At 73.1% G+C, this 18,240-nt stretch carries 11 protein-coding genes; 2 read left to right on the forward strand and 9 right to left on the reverse strand.

The features are described 5' to 3' along the window. Window positions 1-43: 43 nt before the first annotated feature. Window positions 44-889 (forward strand): helix-turn-helix transcriptional regulator, encoded by an 846-nt coding sequence (locus tag KIN34_RS01110; RefSeq protein WP_214345883.1) that lies wholly within the window; start codon window positions 44-46, stop codon window positions 887-889. Window positions 890-1,134: 245 nt separating this feature from the next. Here the strand turns inward: KIN34_RS01110 and mfd are convergent, their stop codons facing one another. Continuing rightward, complete coding sequence (mfd, locus tag KIN34_RS01115; RefSeq protein ID WP_214345884.1) at window positions 1,135-4,749, reverse strand: transcription-repair coupling factor; 3,615 nt, start codon at window positions 4,747-4,749, stop codon at window positions 1,135-1,137. A gap of 231 nt (window positions 4,750-4,980) precedes the next feature. Between mfd and KIN34_RS01120 the strand changes: the two genes are divergently transcribed. Continuing rightward, window positions 4,981-5,985 (forward strand): sulfite exporter TauE/SafE family protein, encoded by a 1,005-nt coding sequence (locus tag KIN34_RS01120; RefSeq protein ID WP_214345885.1) that lies wholly within the window; start codon window positions 4,981-4,983, stop codon window positions 5,983-5,985. Window positions 5,986-6,001: 16 nt separating this feature from the next. Here the strand turns inward: KIN34_RS01120 and KIN34_RS01125 are convergent, their stop codons facing one another. The 8 genes from KIN34_RS01125 to KIN34_RS01160 form a co-directional block, all read right to left on the reverse strand. Further along, window positions 6,002-6,763, reverse strand: coding sequence for a LamG domain-containing protein (locus KIN34_RS01125; RefSeq protein WP_214345886.1), 762 nt, complete (start codon window positions 6,761-6,763; stop codon window positions 6,002-6,004). Window positions 6,764-6,852: 89 nt separating this feature from the next. Then, window positions 6,853-11,805, reverse strand: coding sequence for a PKD domain-containing protein (locus KIN34_RS16990; protein ID WP_214345887.1), 4,953 nt, complete (start codon window positions 11,803-11,805; stop codon window positions 6,853-6,855). Window positions 11,806-12,022: 217 nt separating this feature from the next. Further along, on the reverse strand, window positions 12,023-12,511 hold the full coding sequence (locus KIN34_RS01135) for a serine O-acetyltransferase (RefSeq protein ID WP_214345888.1): 489 nt from the start codon (window positions 12,509-12,511) through the stop codon (window positions 12,023-12,025). Beyond that, window positions 12,508-13,830: an O-antigen ligase family protein gene (locus tag KIN34_RS01140; RefSeq protein WP_214345889.1), complete on the reverse strand. Its 1,323-nt coding sequence runs from the start codon at window positions 13,828-13,830 to the stop codon at window positions 12,508-12,510. The genes KIN34_RS01135 and KIN34_RS01140 overlap by 4 nt, the downstream gene beginning before the upstream one ends. A 1-nt stretch (window position 13,831) precedes the next feature. Beyond that, entirely contained in the window at window positions 13,832-14,743 is a 912-nt protein-coding gene (locus tag KIN34_RS01145) for a glycosyltransferase family 2 protein (RefSeq protein ID WP_214345890.1), read from the reverse strand. Then, entirely contained in the window at window positions 14,740-16,185 is a 1,446-nt protein-coding gene (locus KIN34_RS01150; protein ID WP_214345891.1) for a sulfotransferase, read from the reverse strand. The genes KIN34_RS01145 and KIN34_RS01150 overlap by 4 nt, the downstream gene beginning before the upstream one ends. After that, entirely contained in the window at window positions 16,182-16,658 is a 477-nt protein-coding gene (locus KIN34_RS01155; RefSeq protein ID WP_307858029.1) for a UDP-N-acetylglucosamine--LPS N-acetylglucosamine transferase, read from the reverse strand. Before KIN34_RS01155 ends, KIN34_RS01150 begins: the two co-directional genes overlap by 4 nt. Before the next feature lie 31 nt (window positions 16,659-16,689). After that, entirely contained in the window at window positions 16,690-18,021 is a 1,332-nt protein-coding gene (locus tag KIN34_RS01160; RefSeq protein WP_214345892.1) for a hypothetical protein, read from the reverse strand. Window positions 18,022-18,240: the final 219 nt, after the last annotated feature.

Genomic DNA, 18,240 nt, shown 5'->3' on the forward strand with positions numbered 1-18,240 from the left:
GCGATCCCTGGTTCGCGCCGGTCACCGGGGAGACGATGGGTGCATGGACCGTCCCCAGCTCGCCGACTTCCTGCGCGCGCGACGCGCGGCGCTGCAGCCGGAGGACGTCGGCCTGCCCCGCGGGCCGCGCCGGCGCACGTCCGGGCTGCGGCGTGAGGAGGTCGCCGCGCTGTGCGGGATGTCGGCGGACTACTACGGCCGGCTCGAGCAGGGGCGCGGACCGCAGCCGTCCGAGCCGATGCTCGCGGCCATCGCACGCGGCCTGCACCTGACGGTCGCGGAGCGCGACCACCTCTTCCGCGTCGCGGGCCACCCCGCACCCGAGCGCTCGGGTCGGTCGGACCACGTCGCGCCCGCGATCCTGCGCATCCTCGACCGCCTGCAGGACACGCCGGCGCAGGTCATCACCGAGCTGGGCGAGACCCTGGTGCAGACCCCGGCGGCGGCGGCCCTGCTCGGCGACCAGACCCGCTTCCGCGGGTTCGAGCGGTCGACCGTCTACCGCTGGTTCACCGACGCCTCGTCCCGCGACGTCTACCCCGCCGGCGACCACGACGAGCGAGCCGCGACCTTCGTCGCGGAGCTGCGGTCGGCCTACGCGCGGGGCGGCCGGGACTCCCGCGCCGCCCGGCTCGTGGCCGACCTGCTGGCGCGCAGCGAGCAGTTCGCGGCGCTCTGGGCCCGCCACGACGTCGACGAGAAGCACGTGCGCACCAAGCGCCTGCAGCATCCGGAGCTGGGGGTCATGACGCTGGACTGCGAGACGTTGCTCGACACGGACACCGGTCAGCGGCTGCTCGTCTTCACCGCGACACCCGGATCACCCGATGCCGACAAGCTCGCGCTGCTCACCGTGCTGGGCCCGCGCCCGTTGTCGCCCGCTCCCTGACCAGCGACGCGCGCGGCTGGCCCGAACGGGTGCTTCTCTCGCGGACGCTCACCGGGCTCGCAGACGGCCGTCGTGCACCTGCGCCGCCCGCTGGCTGCGGGCAAGCACACCTGGCGCATCGACTACGGCGGCACCCGGCTCGTCCTGCCGTCGACGACGCTCACGCCGTCGTCCGCCGCTGACGGACCGGCGGCCGCGAGCCCGACGAGCCGACACCGCCGGGTCCGCGCGCGGCGTGCGGGTGGTCAGCGGGCAGTGCCCACCTGGGCGGCAGTGGCGACGTCGCCGCGGACGACCGCGTCGATGAACTGGCGGCACCAGGTGAGCAGTGCGCCGCCTGCCAGCGGCTTGCCGCCGATGCGGGCGGTCGTCGGGAAGGGCACCAGCGCGGTGCGGACCGCGGGCTTGACGATCGAGCCCGGGTACAGGCGCTTGAGCCGTAGCTGCGCGGACTCGGGCAGCTCGACGGGCGCGAAGCGGACGAACTTGCCCTGCGCCGTGATGTCCGTCAGGCCCGCCGCCCGCGCGTGGTTGCGGAACTGCGCGACCTCGAACAAGTTGTCCACCGCGTCGGGCACCGCGCCGTAGCGGTCGACCAGCTCGGCGCGCACCTCGGCGAGCGCGGCGTCGTCGGCACCGACCGCGATCTTGCGGTAGGCCTCGAGGCGCAGCCGCTCGTGCGCGATGTAGTCGTGCGGGATGTGCGCGTCGACGGGCAGCTCGATCGTGACGTCCGGCAGCTCCTCCGGGACGTCGTCGCGGAACGACGCGACCGCCTCCCCGACCATGCGGATGTACAGGTCGAACCCGACACCCTCGATGTGGCCGGACTGCTCGCCGCCCAGCAGGTTGCCCGCTCCGCGGATCTCGAGGTCCTTCATGGCCACAGCCATGCCGGCGCCCAGGTCGGTGTTGGCGGCGATGGTCTGCAGCCGGTCGTGCGCCGTCTCGGTGAGCGGCTTCTCCGGCGGGTACAGGAAGTACGCGTAGGCGCGCTCGCGCCCGCGGCCCACCCGGCCGCGGAGCTGGTGCAGCTGGGACAGGCCCAGCAGGTCGGCGCGCTCGAGGATGAGCGTGTTGGCGTTCGAGATGTCCAGGCCCGTCTCGACGATCGTCGTGCAGACCAGCACGTCGAACCGCTTCTCCCAGAAGTCGACGATGACCTGCTCGAGCTGGTGCTCGTTCATCTTCCCGTGCGCCACGGCGATGCGGGCCTCGGGGACGAGCTCGTTGAGGCGTGACGCGGTCCGCTCGATCGACTCCACGCGGTTGTGCACGTAGAAGACCTGGCCCTCGCGCAGCAGCTCACGGCGGATCGCGGCGGAGATCTGCTTCTCCTCGTACCCGCCGACGAACGTGAGGACCGGGTGCCGCTCCTCGGGCGGCGTCGCGAGCGTGGACATCTCGCGGATGCCGGTCACAGCCATCTCGAGCGTGCGCGGGATGGGTGTCGCGGACATCGCCAGCACGTCCACGTTGGTCCGCAGCGCCTTGAGCGTCTCCTTGTGCTCGACGCCGAACCGCTGCTCCTCGTCGATCACGACGAGCCCGAGGTCCTTGAACCGCACGTCGCCCGTGATGAGCCGGTGCGTGCCGATCACCACGTCGACCGAGCCGTCCCGCAGGCCGTCCGCGATCGCCTGGCTCTCCTTGGCCGTCTGGAACCGGGACAGCGCCTTCACGGTCACCGGGAACGCGCTGTACCGCTCGGTGAACGTGTCCAGGTGCTGCTGGACCAGCAGCGTCGTCGGCACCAGGACCGCGACCTGCTTGCCGTCCTGCACCGCCTTGAACGCGGCCCGCACCGCGATCTCCGTCTTGCCGTACCCGACGTCGCCGCAGACCAGCCGGTCCATCGGGATCGACTTCTCCATGTCGGCCTTCACCTCGTCGATCGTGGCCGCCTGGTCCGGCGTCTCCACGTACGCGAACGCGTCCTCGAGCTCACGCTGCCACGGGGTGTCGGGCCCGAAGGCGTGCCCGGGGGTCGCCATCCGCGCGCTGTAGAGCCGGATCAGCTCGGCGGCGATCTCCTTGACCGCCTTGCGCGCGCGCCCCTTGGTCTTGGCCCAGTCGCCGCCGCCCATCTTGTTCAGGCTCGGCGCCTCGCCACCCACGTACTTGGTGACCTGGTCGAGCTGGTCCGTCGGCACGTACAGCCGGTCGCCCGGGTGGCCCCGCTTGCTGCTCGCGTACTCGATGACCATGTACTCGCGCGTCGCGGCCGACGCACCGGACCCGATGGTCCGCTGCACCAGCTCGACGAACCGCCCGACCCCGTGCTGCTCGTGCACGACGAAGTCGCCCGGCCGCAGCGCCAGCGGGTCCACGACGTTGCGCCGCCGGGAGGGCATGCGGCGCATGTCGCGCGTCGAGGTCCCCGTTCGCCCGGTCAGGTCCGACTCGGAGAACACCGCGAGCTGCAGGGCCTCGGCGACGAAGCCGGGGCCCACGGGCGCCGGTGCGACGGACACCACGCCCCCCGCCGGCTCGTCCGTGAGCTGGGTGACCAGCCGCGCGGGGCAGTCGGCCGCCTTGAGCTGCTCGACCATGCGCTGCGCCGGCCCGTGCCCCTCGGTCGCGAGCACCAGCCGCCAGCCCGCCTGCTGCAGCGCGCGCACGTCCGCGACCGCCCGCGCGACCTCGCCGCGGTACCGCTCGACGTCACGCGCGGCCACGACGAGCGTCTCCACGCCGTCGGTGTCGCGCACCGGCGCGTCCGCGCTCTCGTCGTCGGACCCGGCGTCCAGCGTGAAGCCCGACAGCGTCCACCACCCGAGCCCGCGGACGGCCGCGAGCGCGCGCACCTCGGCGAACGTCGCGAACGACGCCGCGGACAGGTCGAGCGGCGTCGCCGCGCCCGCCGCCGCGGAGGTCCACGCGGCCTCGAGGAACTCCTGCGTGGTCGCCACCAGGTCGTGTGCCCGGCGACGGATGCGCTCGGGGTCCGCGAGGACCAGCAGCGCGTCGTCGGGCACCAGGTCGAGGACCGGCACCATGCCGTCCACCAGCGCCGGCGCGAGCGACTCCATGCCCTCCACCGCGATGCCCGCGGCGAGCTTGTCCAGCATGTCCACGGCGCCCGGGAGCTGCGGTACCAGCGCCGCGGCGCGCTCCCGCACCTGAGCGGTCAGCAGGATCTCCCGGCACGGGGGCGCCCACAGCCCGTGGTCCGCGATCTCGAGGCTGCGCTGGTCCGCGACCGAGAACCAGCGGATCTCCTCGACGTCCTCGCCCCACAGCTCGACGCGCAGAGGGTGCGACTCGGTCGGCGGGAACACGTCCAGGATCCCGCCGCGGACCGCGAACTCGCCGCGCTTCTCCACCATGTCCACGCGGCTGTAGGCGGCGTCCACCAGGCGTCGCGTGACGTCCTCGAGGTCCACCCGGTCCCCCACCGTGACCTCGACGGGCTCGAGCTCGCCCAGCCCGGAGACGACCGGCTGCAGCAGCGCGCGCACCGGCACCACGAGCACGCGGATCGGGCCGGTCGGTCCGGGCTCGGCGGCCGGGTGCGCGAGGCGCCGGAACACGGCGAGCCGGCGCGCGACGGTGTCCGCCCGGGGCGAGAGCCGCTCGTGTGGCAGCGTCTCCCACGACGGCAGCACCGCGACGTCGTCGTCGGGCAGGTAGCAGCGCAGCGCGTCCGCGAGCTCGTCGGCGTCCCGTCCCGTCGCCGTGGTCACGACGAGCGGGCGGCCCGTCGTCAGCCCGCCCGCGCCCGCGAGCGCGGCCAGCAGCGGTGGCCGCACGCCCGCGGGCCCGACGACGTCCACCTCGCCGCGCGCGGGCACGGCCTCGAGCGCGGCGGCGGCCGCGGGGTCGGTGAGCAGGACGGGCAGGAGTCCGGTCAGGTCCATGGGGTCCTCACGACGAGGTCGTCGTCCGACGAGCGGGGACGGCGACCGGTGCCAGCGAAACAGGGTGCGGCCCGCGGGACGGGCAGCACGAGCGCCCCGGATCCGGCTGGTGGCCGGGTGCGGGGTGCTCCGTCAGTCTACGAGCGCCCGCCGACAACGCCCCCTGGCGGTGGCCCGGGAAAGTCGAGTTCGCGGGTTGGAATTCTCGGCGGGAACGGGCACCCTGTTCCGGTGGACTGGACCCTCGCCGCCGCTGCGTTCGGCATCGGCATCGTCGTCGGACTGACCGGCATGGGTGGCGGCGCGCTGATGACGCCCGTGCTCGTCCTGTTCTTCAACGTCCCGCCGCTCACGGCGGTCTCCTCCGACCTCGTCGCCAGCGCCGTCATGAAGCCGGTCGGCTCGCTGGTCCACCTGCGGCACGGCACGGTCAACCTCCAGCTGGTGAAGTGGCTGGTGATCGGCTCGGTCCCGTCCGCGTTCCTCGGCGTCGTCCTCCTGCAGGCGTTCGCCGACGACGAGCAGATCCAGCACGCCATCAAGATCGCGCTGGGCTGCGCGCTCCTGATGACCGCCGTCGGGCTCGTCGTCCGGGCCTACATGCGGCTCGCCGAGCGGGCGCGCGAGCGTGACGGTCGCGCCGACCCCCTGCCCACCGGCGTGCCCAGGGTGACGGTGCGGCCCATCCCGACCGTGCTGCTCGGCATCGCCGGTGGCCTGATCGTCGGCCTCACGTCCGTCGGGTCCGGGTCGCTGGTGATCATCGGCCTGATGATGCTGTACCCCGGCCTCAAGGCCAGCCAGCTCGTCGGGACCGACCTGGTCCAGGCAGTGCCGCTGGTGGCCTCCGCCGCGCTGGCGCACGCGCTGTTCGGCGACCTCGACATGTCCGTCACCTGGCCGCTGCTGATCGGCTCGATCCCCGGCGTGTTCATCGGTGCGCAGATGTCCGCCCGGATGACCGGTGGGTTCGTGCGGCGGGCCCTGGCGTTCGTGCTGCTCGCGTCCGCGCTCAAGATGCTGGGTGTCAGCAACGAGGCCACCGTCGCGGTGCTCCTCGCCACCCTCCTGCTCGCCCCGCCGATGTGGATGCTCGTGCGGCGCCGGCACGGCTTCCCCGCGATGGCCACGAAAGAGAAGCGAGCGACGGTGCCAGCCACGCCCGCCCCGCCGGACGACTCCGGACCACCGGGACCGGCGACCGGTCCCACCACGGACCGCGACGAACGCGTCTGACCGCCCGACGGCCGGGTCAGCCGATCGTCAGGACGACGTTGTCGACGGTGCCGTTGAGCTGGTCGGGCTGCCAGGTCGCTATCCCGTTCCGCGGCGTGAGCTTGCCTCCGACGGACAGCGGCGTGTCCGCCGTCCGCGTCGCGACCGCGCCGGTGGGCGACGACGCAGCCGCGCCTCGCACGGACCCGTTGCGCAGGTCGGTCACCGTCAGCTTCACGCCGCCCGCGCCGCGCGTGCACCGCACGCGGTACCAGACGTCCGCGGCGAGCGATGTCCCCACGGTCACGATCACCTTCCCGGCGCGCCCCTTGACGGTGCACGCCGCGCGGCCGCCGTCGAGCTCGATCTTGTACTGCCCCGCGTCGTCCGCGAGCCCGCGCTGCACCAGGTTGTCGCCGTCGCTCGAGCCGCCCGAGTCGCGCCGGACGTCGGCGCCGAAGGTGAAGGCGCGGGTCCCCGGGCTCAGCCGGTCGCCGGAGACCGCGCTCCGGACCGACAGGATCGCCTGCCCGGCACCCGGCCTCGGGAGCCTGAGCGCGTTGCCCTGGCCCGCTCGTCCTGCCACGATCGCGGCGGAGCCGCCATTGGCCGTCCGGATGCCGGTGGTGACCCGGAGCCCGTCGACAGCCACAGCGCCCGCGCCGCCGCGGGCCTGATCGAAGCGGATCGTCAGGTCCGTCACCGGTGCGGCCGCCGCAGGGCCGCCCGAGCCGGCGGCGAGCAGGGCCACGGCCACGGCGAGGGCGGACGTCCGACGGACGGAGCGCACGATGTCCATCACCTCAGTGCAGCACCGAGCCGCTCACGGCGCACGCCGGGAGCGACTCGGTGCTCGCGGCGGGTGCACGCCGCGGGATCACTGCGGGATCACTGCGTCACGAGCGTGGCCTTGAGCCAGAAGCTCACGTCCGGAGTCGCGCGATAGTTCAGGTGCGTCTCCGCGGAGATGACGTTCGTACCGTCGCGCAGCAGGCCGACGGGCACGTCGACCACCACCGGGTCGTTCTCGGCGACCGTGATGCGCCGAGCGCTCGCGGCGTAGGTCAGGTAGGTCACCGTCTCGTCGGGACGCATGTTGTGCCGCGCCACCTCAGTTCCGTTGACGTAGATGACGACACCGTCGTCGGCCACGGAGTCGAGCCGGAGCGACACCACGCGTGAGGCGTCGGGAACCTGGACCGACCGCACGAAGTACGCCGCCCGAGCGCGGTCCGCGGTGGTCGCGAACGTGTCGATGTTCGTGACCACCTGGGTGGCCCCGAAGCCGAGGCGGGCGCCGCCGACCGGCCACGCCGAGGCGTCGAACCCGACCTGGTTCCAGGCGGACGGGGGCGCGCCGGTCGCGAAGCGCCACCGCCACGCGGCATCCTGCGCGATCGCCACGGTGGTGACGGGGTCCTGCGGAGCCTCGACGGTGACCGGGACCGTCGTCGAGTCGCTCCCGCCTCGGCCGTCGTCGACCGTGAGAGTGACGTCGTAGGTGCCCGCGGTGGTGAACTCGAAGGTCGCCTCGCGACCCGTCGCCGTCCCCTGTCCGTCGAAGTCCCACGCGTACGTCAGGGCGTCGCCGTCGGGGTCGCTCGAACCGGACCCGTCGACCTGCACCTCGAGATCGTCGACGGTCGTGTCCGCCACCGCCGTCGGCGCACGGTTGGGCGGCGCCGGGACCGAGACGGTGCGGCTCGTGGTCGCCACGCCGCCGAGGTCGTCCGTCACGGTGAGCCGGACGACGTAGTCGCCGGGCGCGTCGTAGTCGTGCTGCGCGGTCGCGCCCGTCCCCGTCGTGCCGTCGCCGAAGTCCCATGCGAAGGACACGATCGTCCCGTCAGGGTCGTGCGAGTCACCCGCGTCGACCGCGACCTTGAGGGGCGACGGCACGGCGGTGAAGGAGGCGACCGGCGCTGCGTTGATCGTCGCGCCGGCGCCGTAGTGGGTGGCCACCCGCGCGGCCGTCAGCTGGACCGGGTAGACGGAGAACTCGTCCAGCTGGCCGGCGAAGTAGTTCGACGTCGTGCCACCCCACGTCGTGTCGCCGCCCAGCCGCCAGTAACCGCTGAACGCCTGCGCCTGCGTCTGGCTCCCGGACGCCCTGAGCGCGCCGTCGACGTACAGCGCCATGCCGGCCGGACCGAGCGTCGCGACGACCTGGTGCCACTTCCCGTCGTTGTAGCTCGCAGGCGTCGTGATCGTGTTGGTGACCCCGGTGTACGTCCCGAACACCAGCTGACCGCCGTCGAGCATGTAGACGTGCCGGTCGTAGGAACCGGAACCACCGGTCTTCGCCGAGCTGAACCCGACGAGCTTGCCGCCGCGGTTCGTGGTCGTCTTGAACCAGAGCTCCAGGGAGAACAGGCTGGTCCCGGAGCGTCCCGTCACGGTCGCCGCCGTCCCGTCCGACCCGTTGAACGTCGCCGTCCGGGCGCTGCCGACGAACCCGGCCGCCGTGCCCATCGTCACGCCACCCGCGGTGCGGCCGAGGTCGAAGTTCCCCGTCGCGTCGGCCAGCAGCCCGGGCGCGGTCTCGTCGAGCCGCCAGAACAGGTCCGGGTCGTCGGTGAGGACCTGTGTCCCGTACGCGTCCGAGACCGGAGCCGGCGGGTCGCTCAGCCCCGAGCCGAGCGTGAAGTGCTCACGCACCTGCGCCTGCGACAGGACGCCGCCGTACACCGCGGCCTCGTCGATCCGACCGGCGAAGTACGCCGAGCTCGAGCCCCACGTGGTGTCGCCGCCGACCCGCCAGTAGCCCGAGTAGCCTTCCGAGCCCGTGTTCGGGTTGGTGCCGGCGAGCACCCCGTCGACGTAGAGGACCATCCCCGACGGCCCGATGCCGGCGACCACCTGGTGCCACTGCCCGTCGTTGTAGGCGCCGGCCGAGGTGATGGTGTTGGTCACGCCCGTGTACGTCCCGAAGACGAGCCGGCCGTCGTCCTGCATGTACACGTGACGGTCGTACTGCGTCGACGTCCCGGACGGGTTGTTCCCGAAGCCGATGATCTTTCCGCCGCGGTTCGTCGTGGTCTGGAACCACGCCTCAACGCTGAAGACCGTCGGGTTCGCGACGGGCTTGCTCGCCACGACGACGTCGTTGCTGCCGTCGAAGCCGGCCGCGGTGTCTGCGACGCCGACGAGCGCGCCGGCCGAGCCCAGGCTCACACCCTGCTGGTACGCCCCGACGTTCTGCCCCGTCGCGGCGTCCTTGGCCTTGGTCCCCGCGGACTCGCCGAGGCGCCAGTACAGCTGCGGCGAGTCGTCGAAGACGGCCTTGCCGTACGCGTCAGCCGGCGCCGGCTGCTCGAGCGCGAGCGTCTTGGTGGTCCTGGTCCAGGAGCCCTGCGCGTCGACCACGACGAGGGCGATCCGATAGGTGCCGCCGCCGTCGTACGTGTGGGTCAGCGAGGACGACGTCGACGTGGTGCCGTCCCCGAGGTCCCAGTACGTCGCCGCGACGCCCTGGTCGTCGGTGGACGCCGAGGACGAGAAGGTGACGGCCAGACCGGAGACGCTGGAGCTGATCACGGCGACCGGGGCCGCGTTGCCGCCCGGGACGACGAGCACCGGCGTGCTGGCCGAGGCGTTGTCGGCCCCGTCCGCGGCGCGCACGAAGTAGCGGTTCGCGCCGCCCTTGGGCACGGTGATCGCGGTGGAGGTCGTGGTCGCGATGACCCGGTCGTTGCGGAGCACCTGGTACGCCCCGCCCGTCCCGAGACCACCGACGGACGCGTTCCACTGGAGCCGCACCGACGTCGCGTCCTGCGATGCGATCCGCAGGTTCGTGGGCACGGCGGGGGCGGTGGTGTCCGCCGGCGCGAACCGAGCGAACCCACCCAGCCAGGTGTTGCCGCTGGCCACGCCGCGACCGGAGACCAGGTCCCCGCCCGCCCACATGGTGCCGTCGGACGCGACCTTGATCGCCCAGACGCCTGAGCCGAGCCGGGAAGAGATGGTCGGCGAGAAGTTCTCGTCGACCGCACCGGTCTCGGTGTTCCACGCCGCGACCCAGCCGATGTTGTCGACCTTGGTCCAGGACGAGCCGACGTTCGGCCAGAACTGGGCGCCTGTGTACAGGAAGTTGTTCGCGTGCGCCCCGGCGTAAACCCAGCCGTTCCCGGACGAGATCGCCTGGAAGTCACCCTTCGGGTTCGCGATCGTCGTGTTGCGACGGGCGTACGTCGTCGTGTCGAAGCCGAACATCGAGTGCTCGGACCCCCCGACCCAGACGCGGCTCCCGGCCTGGTCGATCGCCTGCTGGTAGGACTTGGCCGCGCTCCACACCGGTGCCCACGGCGTCGGGTCCACGGATGCCCCGGAGGAGGTCAGCAGCGCCACCGCGTTCTCCGCGGGAACCGTGCCCACGGACTCGAAGAAGCCGGCGAGGTAGGCGCGCGAACTGTCGTCCTTGATGTCGATCGCCCGCACGGAGCCCGTGAGCTCGGGCCGCCAGGAGGTGTCGGGCTGGCCTGTGGAGGCGGAGACCCGGGCGCCGTTGCGCGAGTAGGTCGCCGCGCCGGAGGCACCCTGCAGGTGCGTGAAGTTCCCGCCGAGGTAGAGGTACCCGCCGCCGACCGCCAGCGCCTGGACCTGCACCGACCCCGGCGAGCTGTTGTTGGTGATCGTGGTGCGGAACGAGCCGGAGACCGCGCCCGTCGCGGCATCGAGGACCGTCAGCCCCGTCACCGCCTGTCCGTTGACCTGCGTGAACCTCCCACCGACGGCGAGCCGGCCGTCGGGCAGCGCTGCGAGCGACTCGACCGCCTCGTTGAAGGTCGGCGTGAAGCCGGTGACGTACTGACCGGTGCTCGCGTCGAACGCGGCCAGGAAGCTCTGCTCGACCCGGCCCGTCCCGGCGGAGTCGCGCTGGACGTACCGGAAGTTGCCGCCGACGTACATCCGAGCACCGATCTGGGTGATCGCCTGCACCTCGACGTCACCTTCACCGGAGACCGCACCCTTCAGGCCCGAGACGCCCCACGGGTTCGTCTGGACCAGCGAGCTGGTCCCGGCCGGCCGCAGCATCGGCGCGGTCCCGGCGTCCGGGATCTGCGTGAAGTCGAGCACCGGGTTCAAGAGCTTCGGGCGGACGTAGACCTCGGTGAACGGCCGAGCGTTGCCCTGGCCGTCCGCCTTCGACCACAGGTAGCTCGAGGTCGAGCTCGACCCGCTGACCCCGGAGCCGTAGGCGAAGCCCCACGTGTACGACTGGTCGGGGCTGATGTTCGAGTCGACGACGTTGAGACCCGATCCCGAGCCGTACTGTGCCGAGCTGCCGCCGCTGCCCGTCGTCGCGCCGATGCGCCAGCTGCCGAGCACGTGGCCGGCGCCGAACGTCCAGGCCCAGCCGTCGAGCCGCGGGAGACTGACCCGGACCTCCTGCCACGACGTGCCGGCCTGGTCCGTGGCGCGGCGCAGACGCACCCCGTCGGTGAGCTCGGAGACGGCCTTCCCACCCAGCAGCCCGTCGACCTGCGCGGTCGACAGCTGCGCGCTCGCATTCGCGGCGGGTGTCCCGGACAGGAGGCTCGACAGGGTTCCCCGGGCAGCGGTGTTCGGTTCCCAGGTCTGCCGGCCCTGGCCGACCTTGACCCATCCGCCGCCGTCGGTCTCCTGGTCGCACCACACCTGGGTCGGCGCGGTCATCTCGGGCGTCAGCACCCAGTACACGCCGCTCGTCGAGTCGGGGTGCAACTGCTTGATCTCCCAGCAGGACGCAGCCGCCGTGTCGGCGCTCGCGCCCGTGTAGGCCGCGGGGTCGATGAACGGGTAGTCACCGGGGTCCGGGTCCGCCGCCACCGAGGTCGTCGCACCTGCGACGACGAGGGCCACTGCAGCACCCGCGGCGGCGGCGACCCGCCACCGCCGAACGGCCGGTCGGACCATGACAGCACTCCCATCGCGCCCCGGTGTCCCCCGGGGAGCGCGCATGCTCCCCCACCTGAAGGGCGACGCTAATCCCGGTCGAATCGGACAGATAGGGCGATAGCGGGTGAACTCGCCCGAAGCGCCCCGATACCACCCGGACGGTCGATCCGAGGAGGACGAGTCAGTCGCCCGGGGAGGTGATCCGCGCCGGGTTCCCGACGACCGTCGCGCCCGCCGGGACGTCCCGGGTCACGACCGCACCGGCACCCACGACGGCGCCGCGGCCGACCCGGATGCCCCCGATGACGATGCACCCCGCGCCGAGCTCCACGCCGTCCTCGATCACGGGGCACGGCCCGTCAGGACGCTTGTTGCCGATCGTCACGTGCTGCCGGATCGTGACGTCGTCACCGATCACGGTCCGGTCGTTGATGACGATTCCCGCACCGTGGAAGACGCGCAGCCGGCGCCCCACGACGGTGCCCCAGGGGATCTCCACCGACAGCACCCACTCGACGGCGACGCGGTACAGGACCCCGATCGGCAGCGCCCAGGGACGCGGTGGCCTGCCGAGCGGGCCCCGCGCGGCGTGCGCGAGCCGGTAGGCCACGACGACCAGCTGCCCCTTCGACTGGCCCGCGTTCGCGGCGACGTCCTCGCGCAGGTTCACGCCACACCTCTTCCGACGAGAGCGACCGCGCCCGGTGACGGCGCGGACAGGTCCGAGGGCCGCGGTCGCAGGGCGAGCGCCGCGACGACCATCGCGACGCCGAGGCCCACACCGAGCAGACCGTAGAAGAACGACTCCACGAGGACCGCGACGAGGACCGCGTTCATCACGACCCCCGGGACGTCCTGCCGCGACCACGTGCGTCTGATGAGCCACACCAGGAACGCGAGGAAGAGCAGGAGCCCGACGAAGCCGTGCGAGAACAGCACCATCCACACCTGTCCCTGGGTGCCCAGGGCGGGGATCTCGATCGCGACGTCCTGCGCCTCGCGCGGCACGGCGTGACCGAAGAACGGCGACTCGAGGGTCTGCCGCACCGTCTCGACGTAGACGGTGGTGCGCGACTCGTTGGTCCCGGAGCTCTCGAGCCGGTCGTCGAGGCGCTGGGAGACCGGCAGGACCTGCAGCGCCAGGACGCCGACGAGGCCGACGGCGATCACGCCGAGCAGCGCCTTCGCCCGTCCGTGCAGCGCGAAGCGCACGGACGCGAGGACCATGATGCCGCCGAGCCCCACGAACATGCCTCGGTTCAACGTGAGGAACGCAGGGACGAGCGACGCGACGAGGAGCAGCACGATCGGCCAGAAGCGCCGTGACCGTCTCCCGATCTCCGCCAGGTACAGGACCACGAGCGGGACGAGCATCGAGTACGCGTTACCCCAGTTGTTCGTGTAGAGGAACGGAGCGCTGGGCCGTGGGTCGATCACGGTCCAGGCATCAGGGTTGTACTGCGTGAGCCTCCGGACGGCCATCTGCTGCACCAGGTCGTTGGACAGCAGGCCCTGCGGCAGGACGTAGGCGAGCGGGGTCCGGATGGTCGCCGCCGGCGCCGCGAGGCCCAGGTACCCACCAAGCACCATCCAGGCGAAGAACACCGTCAGCAGACCGAGCACGTAGCGCTGGCCGAGCGTGCGACGCGCGTTGAACACGTACAGGAACAGCACGGTGGCACCGAGGTACAGCGCGACGCGGTAGACGAAGCCGACGGCGCGGCCGGGTGCGTCCACCTGCGAGGCAGACAGCAGCATCCACGCGAGGAAGGCGAACCAGATCCCGAACCCGCGGGGGACGCGCACCGGTCGTACGCGGGCCAGGTAGAGCACCATGACGCCCGCGAACAGCACCCACGCGAGCTCACCGAGCCCGAGGAGCCACCACACCGGGAAACCGACGAACAGCGCGGCCATGGGCCAGCGCGGGAGCGCGTCGCCGCCGGGGTCCGGCCCGGCGCGCTGGGTGGGGAGCACAGCACCGGTCACGTCAGATCCCACGCCCGAACCGGTGCAGGCTGCGCATCACGAACGCCGGTGTGACGAGCCGGACGCAGACGAGCACCGCGAGCGCGGCACGCGGCTCGAGCAGCCGCCGGCGCCAGACCGCGCGCGCGTCCGCCCATGCCTGCCGGCGGCGACCGGCGGAGGCGTTCGCGAAGGCGATCTGACCCCGCACCCGCGCGTAGCCGTGCGGCTCGGACGCGAACTCCGGGTACTCGTCGAGGATCCAGCCGAGCCCGGCCGCCATGGTGTCCCAGCGCCGGAAGAAGAACGACGTCCCGTGCCACCTCACCACGACGAGCGGCCGACGCACGACGGCGACCGGGCCGGTCCGCGCCGCCCGCAGCAGCAGCTCGTAGTCCTCCCCGAACGCCCCGGGCACCTGCTCGCTCACCAGCCCGATGCGCTCGCGCAGCACCGCGGTGCGGAACAGGAAGGTCGACGGGTGCAGCTCGGTGTGCCGGTCCCGCAGGAGGTCGTCGAACGAGACCACCGCGGCGTCCAGGACCCGCTCGTGCCGCTCGCCGTCGTACTCGACGTAGATGCCGCAGGACGCCATGGAGACCGCCGGGTCCTGGACCGCCTCGACCTGCGCCGCGAGCTTGCCCGGCAGCCACACGTCGTCGTCGTCGCAGAAAGCCAGCAGCTCGCCGGCGGCCGCCAGGATGCCCGTGTTGCGCGCGCCGGCGAGGCCGACCTGCCGCGCGTTGCTGATGACACGCACCGGTCTCCGGGGGTCCTCGGACGCGATCGACAGGTCTGGCTCGCTCTGGTCGTGCACGACGATCGTCTCGACGACACCGTCCAGCGCCTGCTCCCGGACGGCGGCGAGGGCCTCGCGCAGGAGCTCGGGGCGGTCGCGGGTCGCGATGACGACCGTCACCAGGACGTCCGTCATGCCGGTCGCTCCCCGAGGTCGACGCCGTAGCCCATCGCGGTGCGCAGCGGCCCGGTCAGCGCGGCGACGGTGAGCTTGTCGCGGCGCGGCATGCTCCGGCGCCACTCCTCGTCGGTGCGCAGCTCGACCGTGCCGACCTTGAACCGCACCGGGTTGCCGGCCACCGTGTGGTTGGCCGCGAGCTCCATCCGGGGCGAGACGACGTCCAGCCCGTCCGGCTCGAGGCCGAGCTGCCGCCACGCCGCGACGAGGGTGTCGCGCGGGTCGGCGACGAAGTCCTCGTACCGCAGCCGGGCGATCGGCGCCCGCGTGGTGCGCAGGAGCTCGGCCTCGACCGTGGTCAGCGACCAGAGCAGGCTGCTCAGCGCGGGCGTGTACTGCGTCATGTACTCGTCCTCGGCGGTGCGCGCCTCCGGCCGCTGCACGGACTTGGCCCAGCTGTACGAGACGCCGATCGGGTCGCGCACCAGGTGCAGGATGCGCAGGTCGATCCGAGGGTCCCGCGCGAGGCAGTGGGCGAGGGTCGGGTGCTTGCCGGAGTCCACGACCAGGCGAGCGCCGGTGACCTCTCGTGCGGCGTCGTAGATCCGCCGGTAGTAGTCCGTGTAGTCGAGCAGCCCGCGCCGGCGGTGACCGTGGCGCCCCCTGACCAGGGTCGCCGGCACGCGGCGGTGGCGGTCGACCGCGTCCGCGAGCGCGGCGACACGCCGCACGTCGTCGTCCTGCCAGCCGCCGAACGCGAGGCGGCCGACCTCCGACCAGAACGGGCAGGACGCGAACGGCGCGCCGCAGCCGCACAGCTCGTCGCGTGCCACCCCGCGCTCCCACAGGTGGTGCACCTCGCCGAGCACGACGACGCCCGGCACCTGGCCGAGCACGCGCTCGACGAGGGTCGACCCGCTGCGGCCCGCGCCGGCGATGTAGAGGACGGGGCCGCGCGAGGTGGCGTCGGGACGCAGCAGCCGCTCGACCTCGCGCCCGACCCGCTCGGCGGTCTGGGCGACCACGTCGGCGGTCTCGACCGGCGCCCGGGTGCCCTGCCCCACCAGCTCGTCGAGCCGCGCGACGTCGGTCACCACGCACGCGAGACCGTGCTCGTCGACCCATCGGGCGAACCGCTCCTGGTGGCCGTCGACGTGCTCGCCGCGACCGGGGGCCCGGGGCACCAGCACGGGCTGGTGCCCGCCGCGTCGCGCGTCGGCGAGCGTCCCGGGCCCACCGTGGCAGACCACCGCGTCCGCGCGCGCGATCAGCTCGGCGAGCTGGGCGGGAGGCAGGATCGCGACCCCGCGTGCGGTCTCGGGGGCTCGCGTGTACCCGTGCTGGACCACGACGTCGTCGTCGGGGTGCGTGCGCGCCCACTCGTCGGCCCATCCGACGAGCCGCTCGAAGGGGTGGACGTCGGTCCCGAGCAGCACCACGACGGTGCGCGCGCCGTTCACAGCAGCGGCCCGACGACGAGCGCGTCGCGGTACAGGTCTCGCTGCTCGGGCCACTGCACGCACATGAGATCGGTGAACGGGGCGCACAGCCGCCCCGTCAGGGTCGCCGAGTCGACGCGGTCGTAGACCTCGATGTACACGGTCCGGGCGCCGACGAGCCGTGCCAGGACGAAGAACGGGAGCGCGACCCCCGCCCCCGTGCTCACGACGACCTCCGGCCGGAACGACTTCAGCACGCGCCACGCCAGGAAGGCGTTGCGCACGAGGTTCGGCACGTTGCGGGTGGTCGGGAAGTGCGCCCAGGCGACGCGCCGCTCACCGGCGAGGTGACCCCTCGCGTCGTCGGTCGGGAAGGTCACCCACGCGCGGTCGGCGTCCTGCCACCACGCGCGCAGGCCCATGAGCTGAGCGAGGTGCCCGCCTGAGGACCCGACCAGCAGGACCCGGCGGTGCGGAGCGACGCGGTCGAGCACGGATCCTCCCTCTGGCGGTGACGACGGCAGCCTAGTGTCCGGATTCGCCCCTTTGATCCCCGCGGGGGAATGTCACCCGGGCGATATCACGCACCGCCTCGAGCAGGTCACCCGACTGGACCAGCACGGCACCCCATCCCCCGCGCGCGCGGGCGAGCGCCATCCCCCGCTCGGCGAGGACCAGCGCGTAGACCGCGAGGACGAGCTCGCGTGCTCGTCGACCGCAGCCCAGCGCCAGCAGCGTCCCGGTCGCGTCCTGCGCCGCAGAACGCAACCGGGTCGCGAGCTCTCCCGGCCCGGGACGGCGCGGGGCATGGGTGAACCAGTGCAGGGCATCCAGCCCGACGACCGCGTCCGGCTCGCACGTCTCCCAGTCCCACACCCAGAGCACCCCGTCACCCGCACGCGCGACGTTCCACGGCACCAGGTCGCCGTGCCACCGTGCAGCGACGGGGAGCTCCGTCCGGTCGGCGAAGACCGCCTCGAGGAGCGACCGCGTCGCGCGGCGCAGCTCGAGGTCGGCGCGATCCTGCTCGTCGTGCCGACCAAGTCGCTCGTCGAGGCCACGGAGGTGCTCGGTGCCGCCCGCGTGACCCCGGCGCACCGCGGGCGCGAGTCTCGCGAGCTCGGGGGCCGAGGGGCCGGCCGCCGCGGAGCGCACCCGGCGCGCGTCGGGCGGCAGCGGCGCAAGGGCCACGTACGGGCGACCCTCGATCTCGCCCGACGCCAGCACCGCGGCCACGCCGGGCGTCCCGGCGAGCTCCTCGAGAGTGGTCCGCTCCGTCTCGACGTAGCGAGTCGACTGCTCGTCCCAGGCGAGCTTGGCGAAGGCGACGGGCTCGCCGCCCGCGCCGAAGAGCTGGAGCGTCGGCTTGGCGTTCGCCCCGCGGCGCACCCCGATCGCAGGCACCGCGTCGGGACGGTGCAGCGCCGAACGCAGGCGGTCGAGCGGCAGCGCGACGTCCGCGCCCTCGCGCACCTGCACGTCCACCCGATCGAGGCCGGCAGGCAGACCGCAGCGTGCGGCCGAGGCGAGTGAGGCGCGCACCGCAGCGGTCCTCGGGTCGCGGAGCCCGCCGTACGCCTTCAGGAGCGCGGCCGTCCGTCGCGGACCGACCGCTGGCACGAGCATGGTCGCGGCGCGTGCGTCCGGCGCCGCCCAGTACCGCTCGCGCGTGCGCCAGCCGTCCCCCGCCTCTCGCCGGTCAGGTCCCCCCGACAGCGAGCGGCTCACCACGACCCGCGCCGCCCCCTCGTCGACCCACGGCGCCCACAGCTGCCGAACGAGCGCATCGAGGGCCGTGCCGCCCGAGCCGTCCACCTGCCAGGCGCCCGGGCGCGTCGCGTCCGGCTGCTCACGCATGGGGCCACCTCGACTCGGCCCCGCCCGGCGCGGTGCGTCTGCGGGCGAACCTAGCGGCGCCGCCACGGCGACTCAATCGCCCGGACCAGCGACGTCGCATTCCGCCGATATGGGGAGGAACTGCGCACATTCCGGTTGCCGAGGTGAGGACGGCCGACGCGGATCTAGCATGGCCGCAGATCGCAGCACGGCACCGCGCAGCCCGGAGGGCCGCACCAC

This window comes from Cellulomonas fulva (assembly GCF_018531375.1).
Taxonomy (GTDB): domain Bacteria; phylum Actinomycetota; class Actinomycetes; order Actinomycetales; family Cellulomonadaceae; genus Cellulomonas; species Cellulomonas fulva.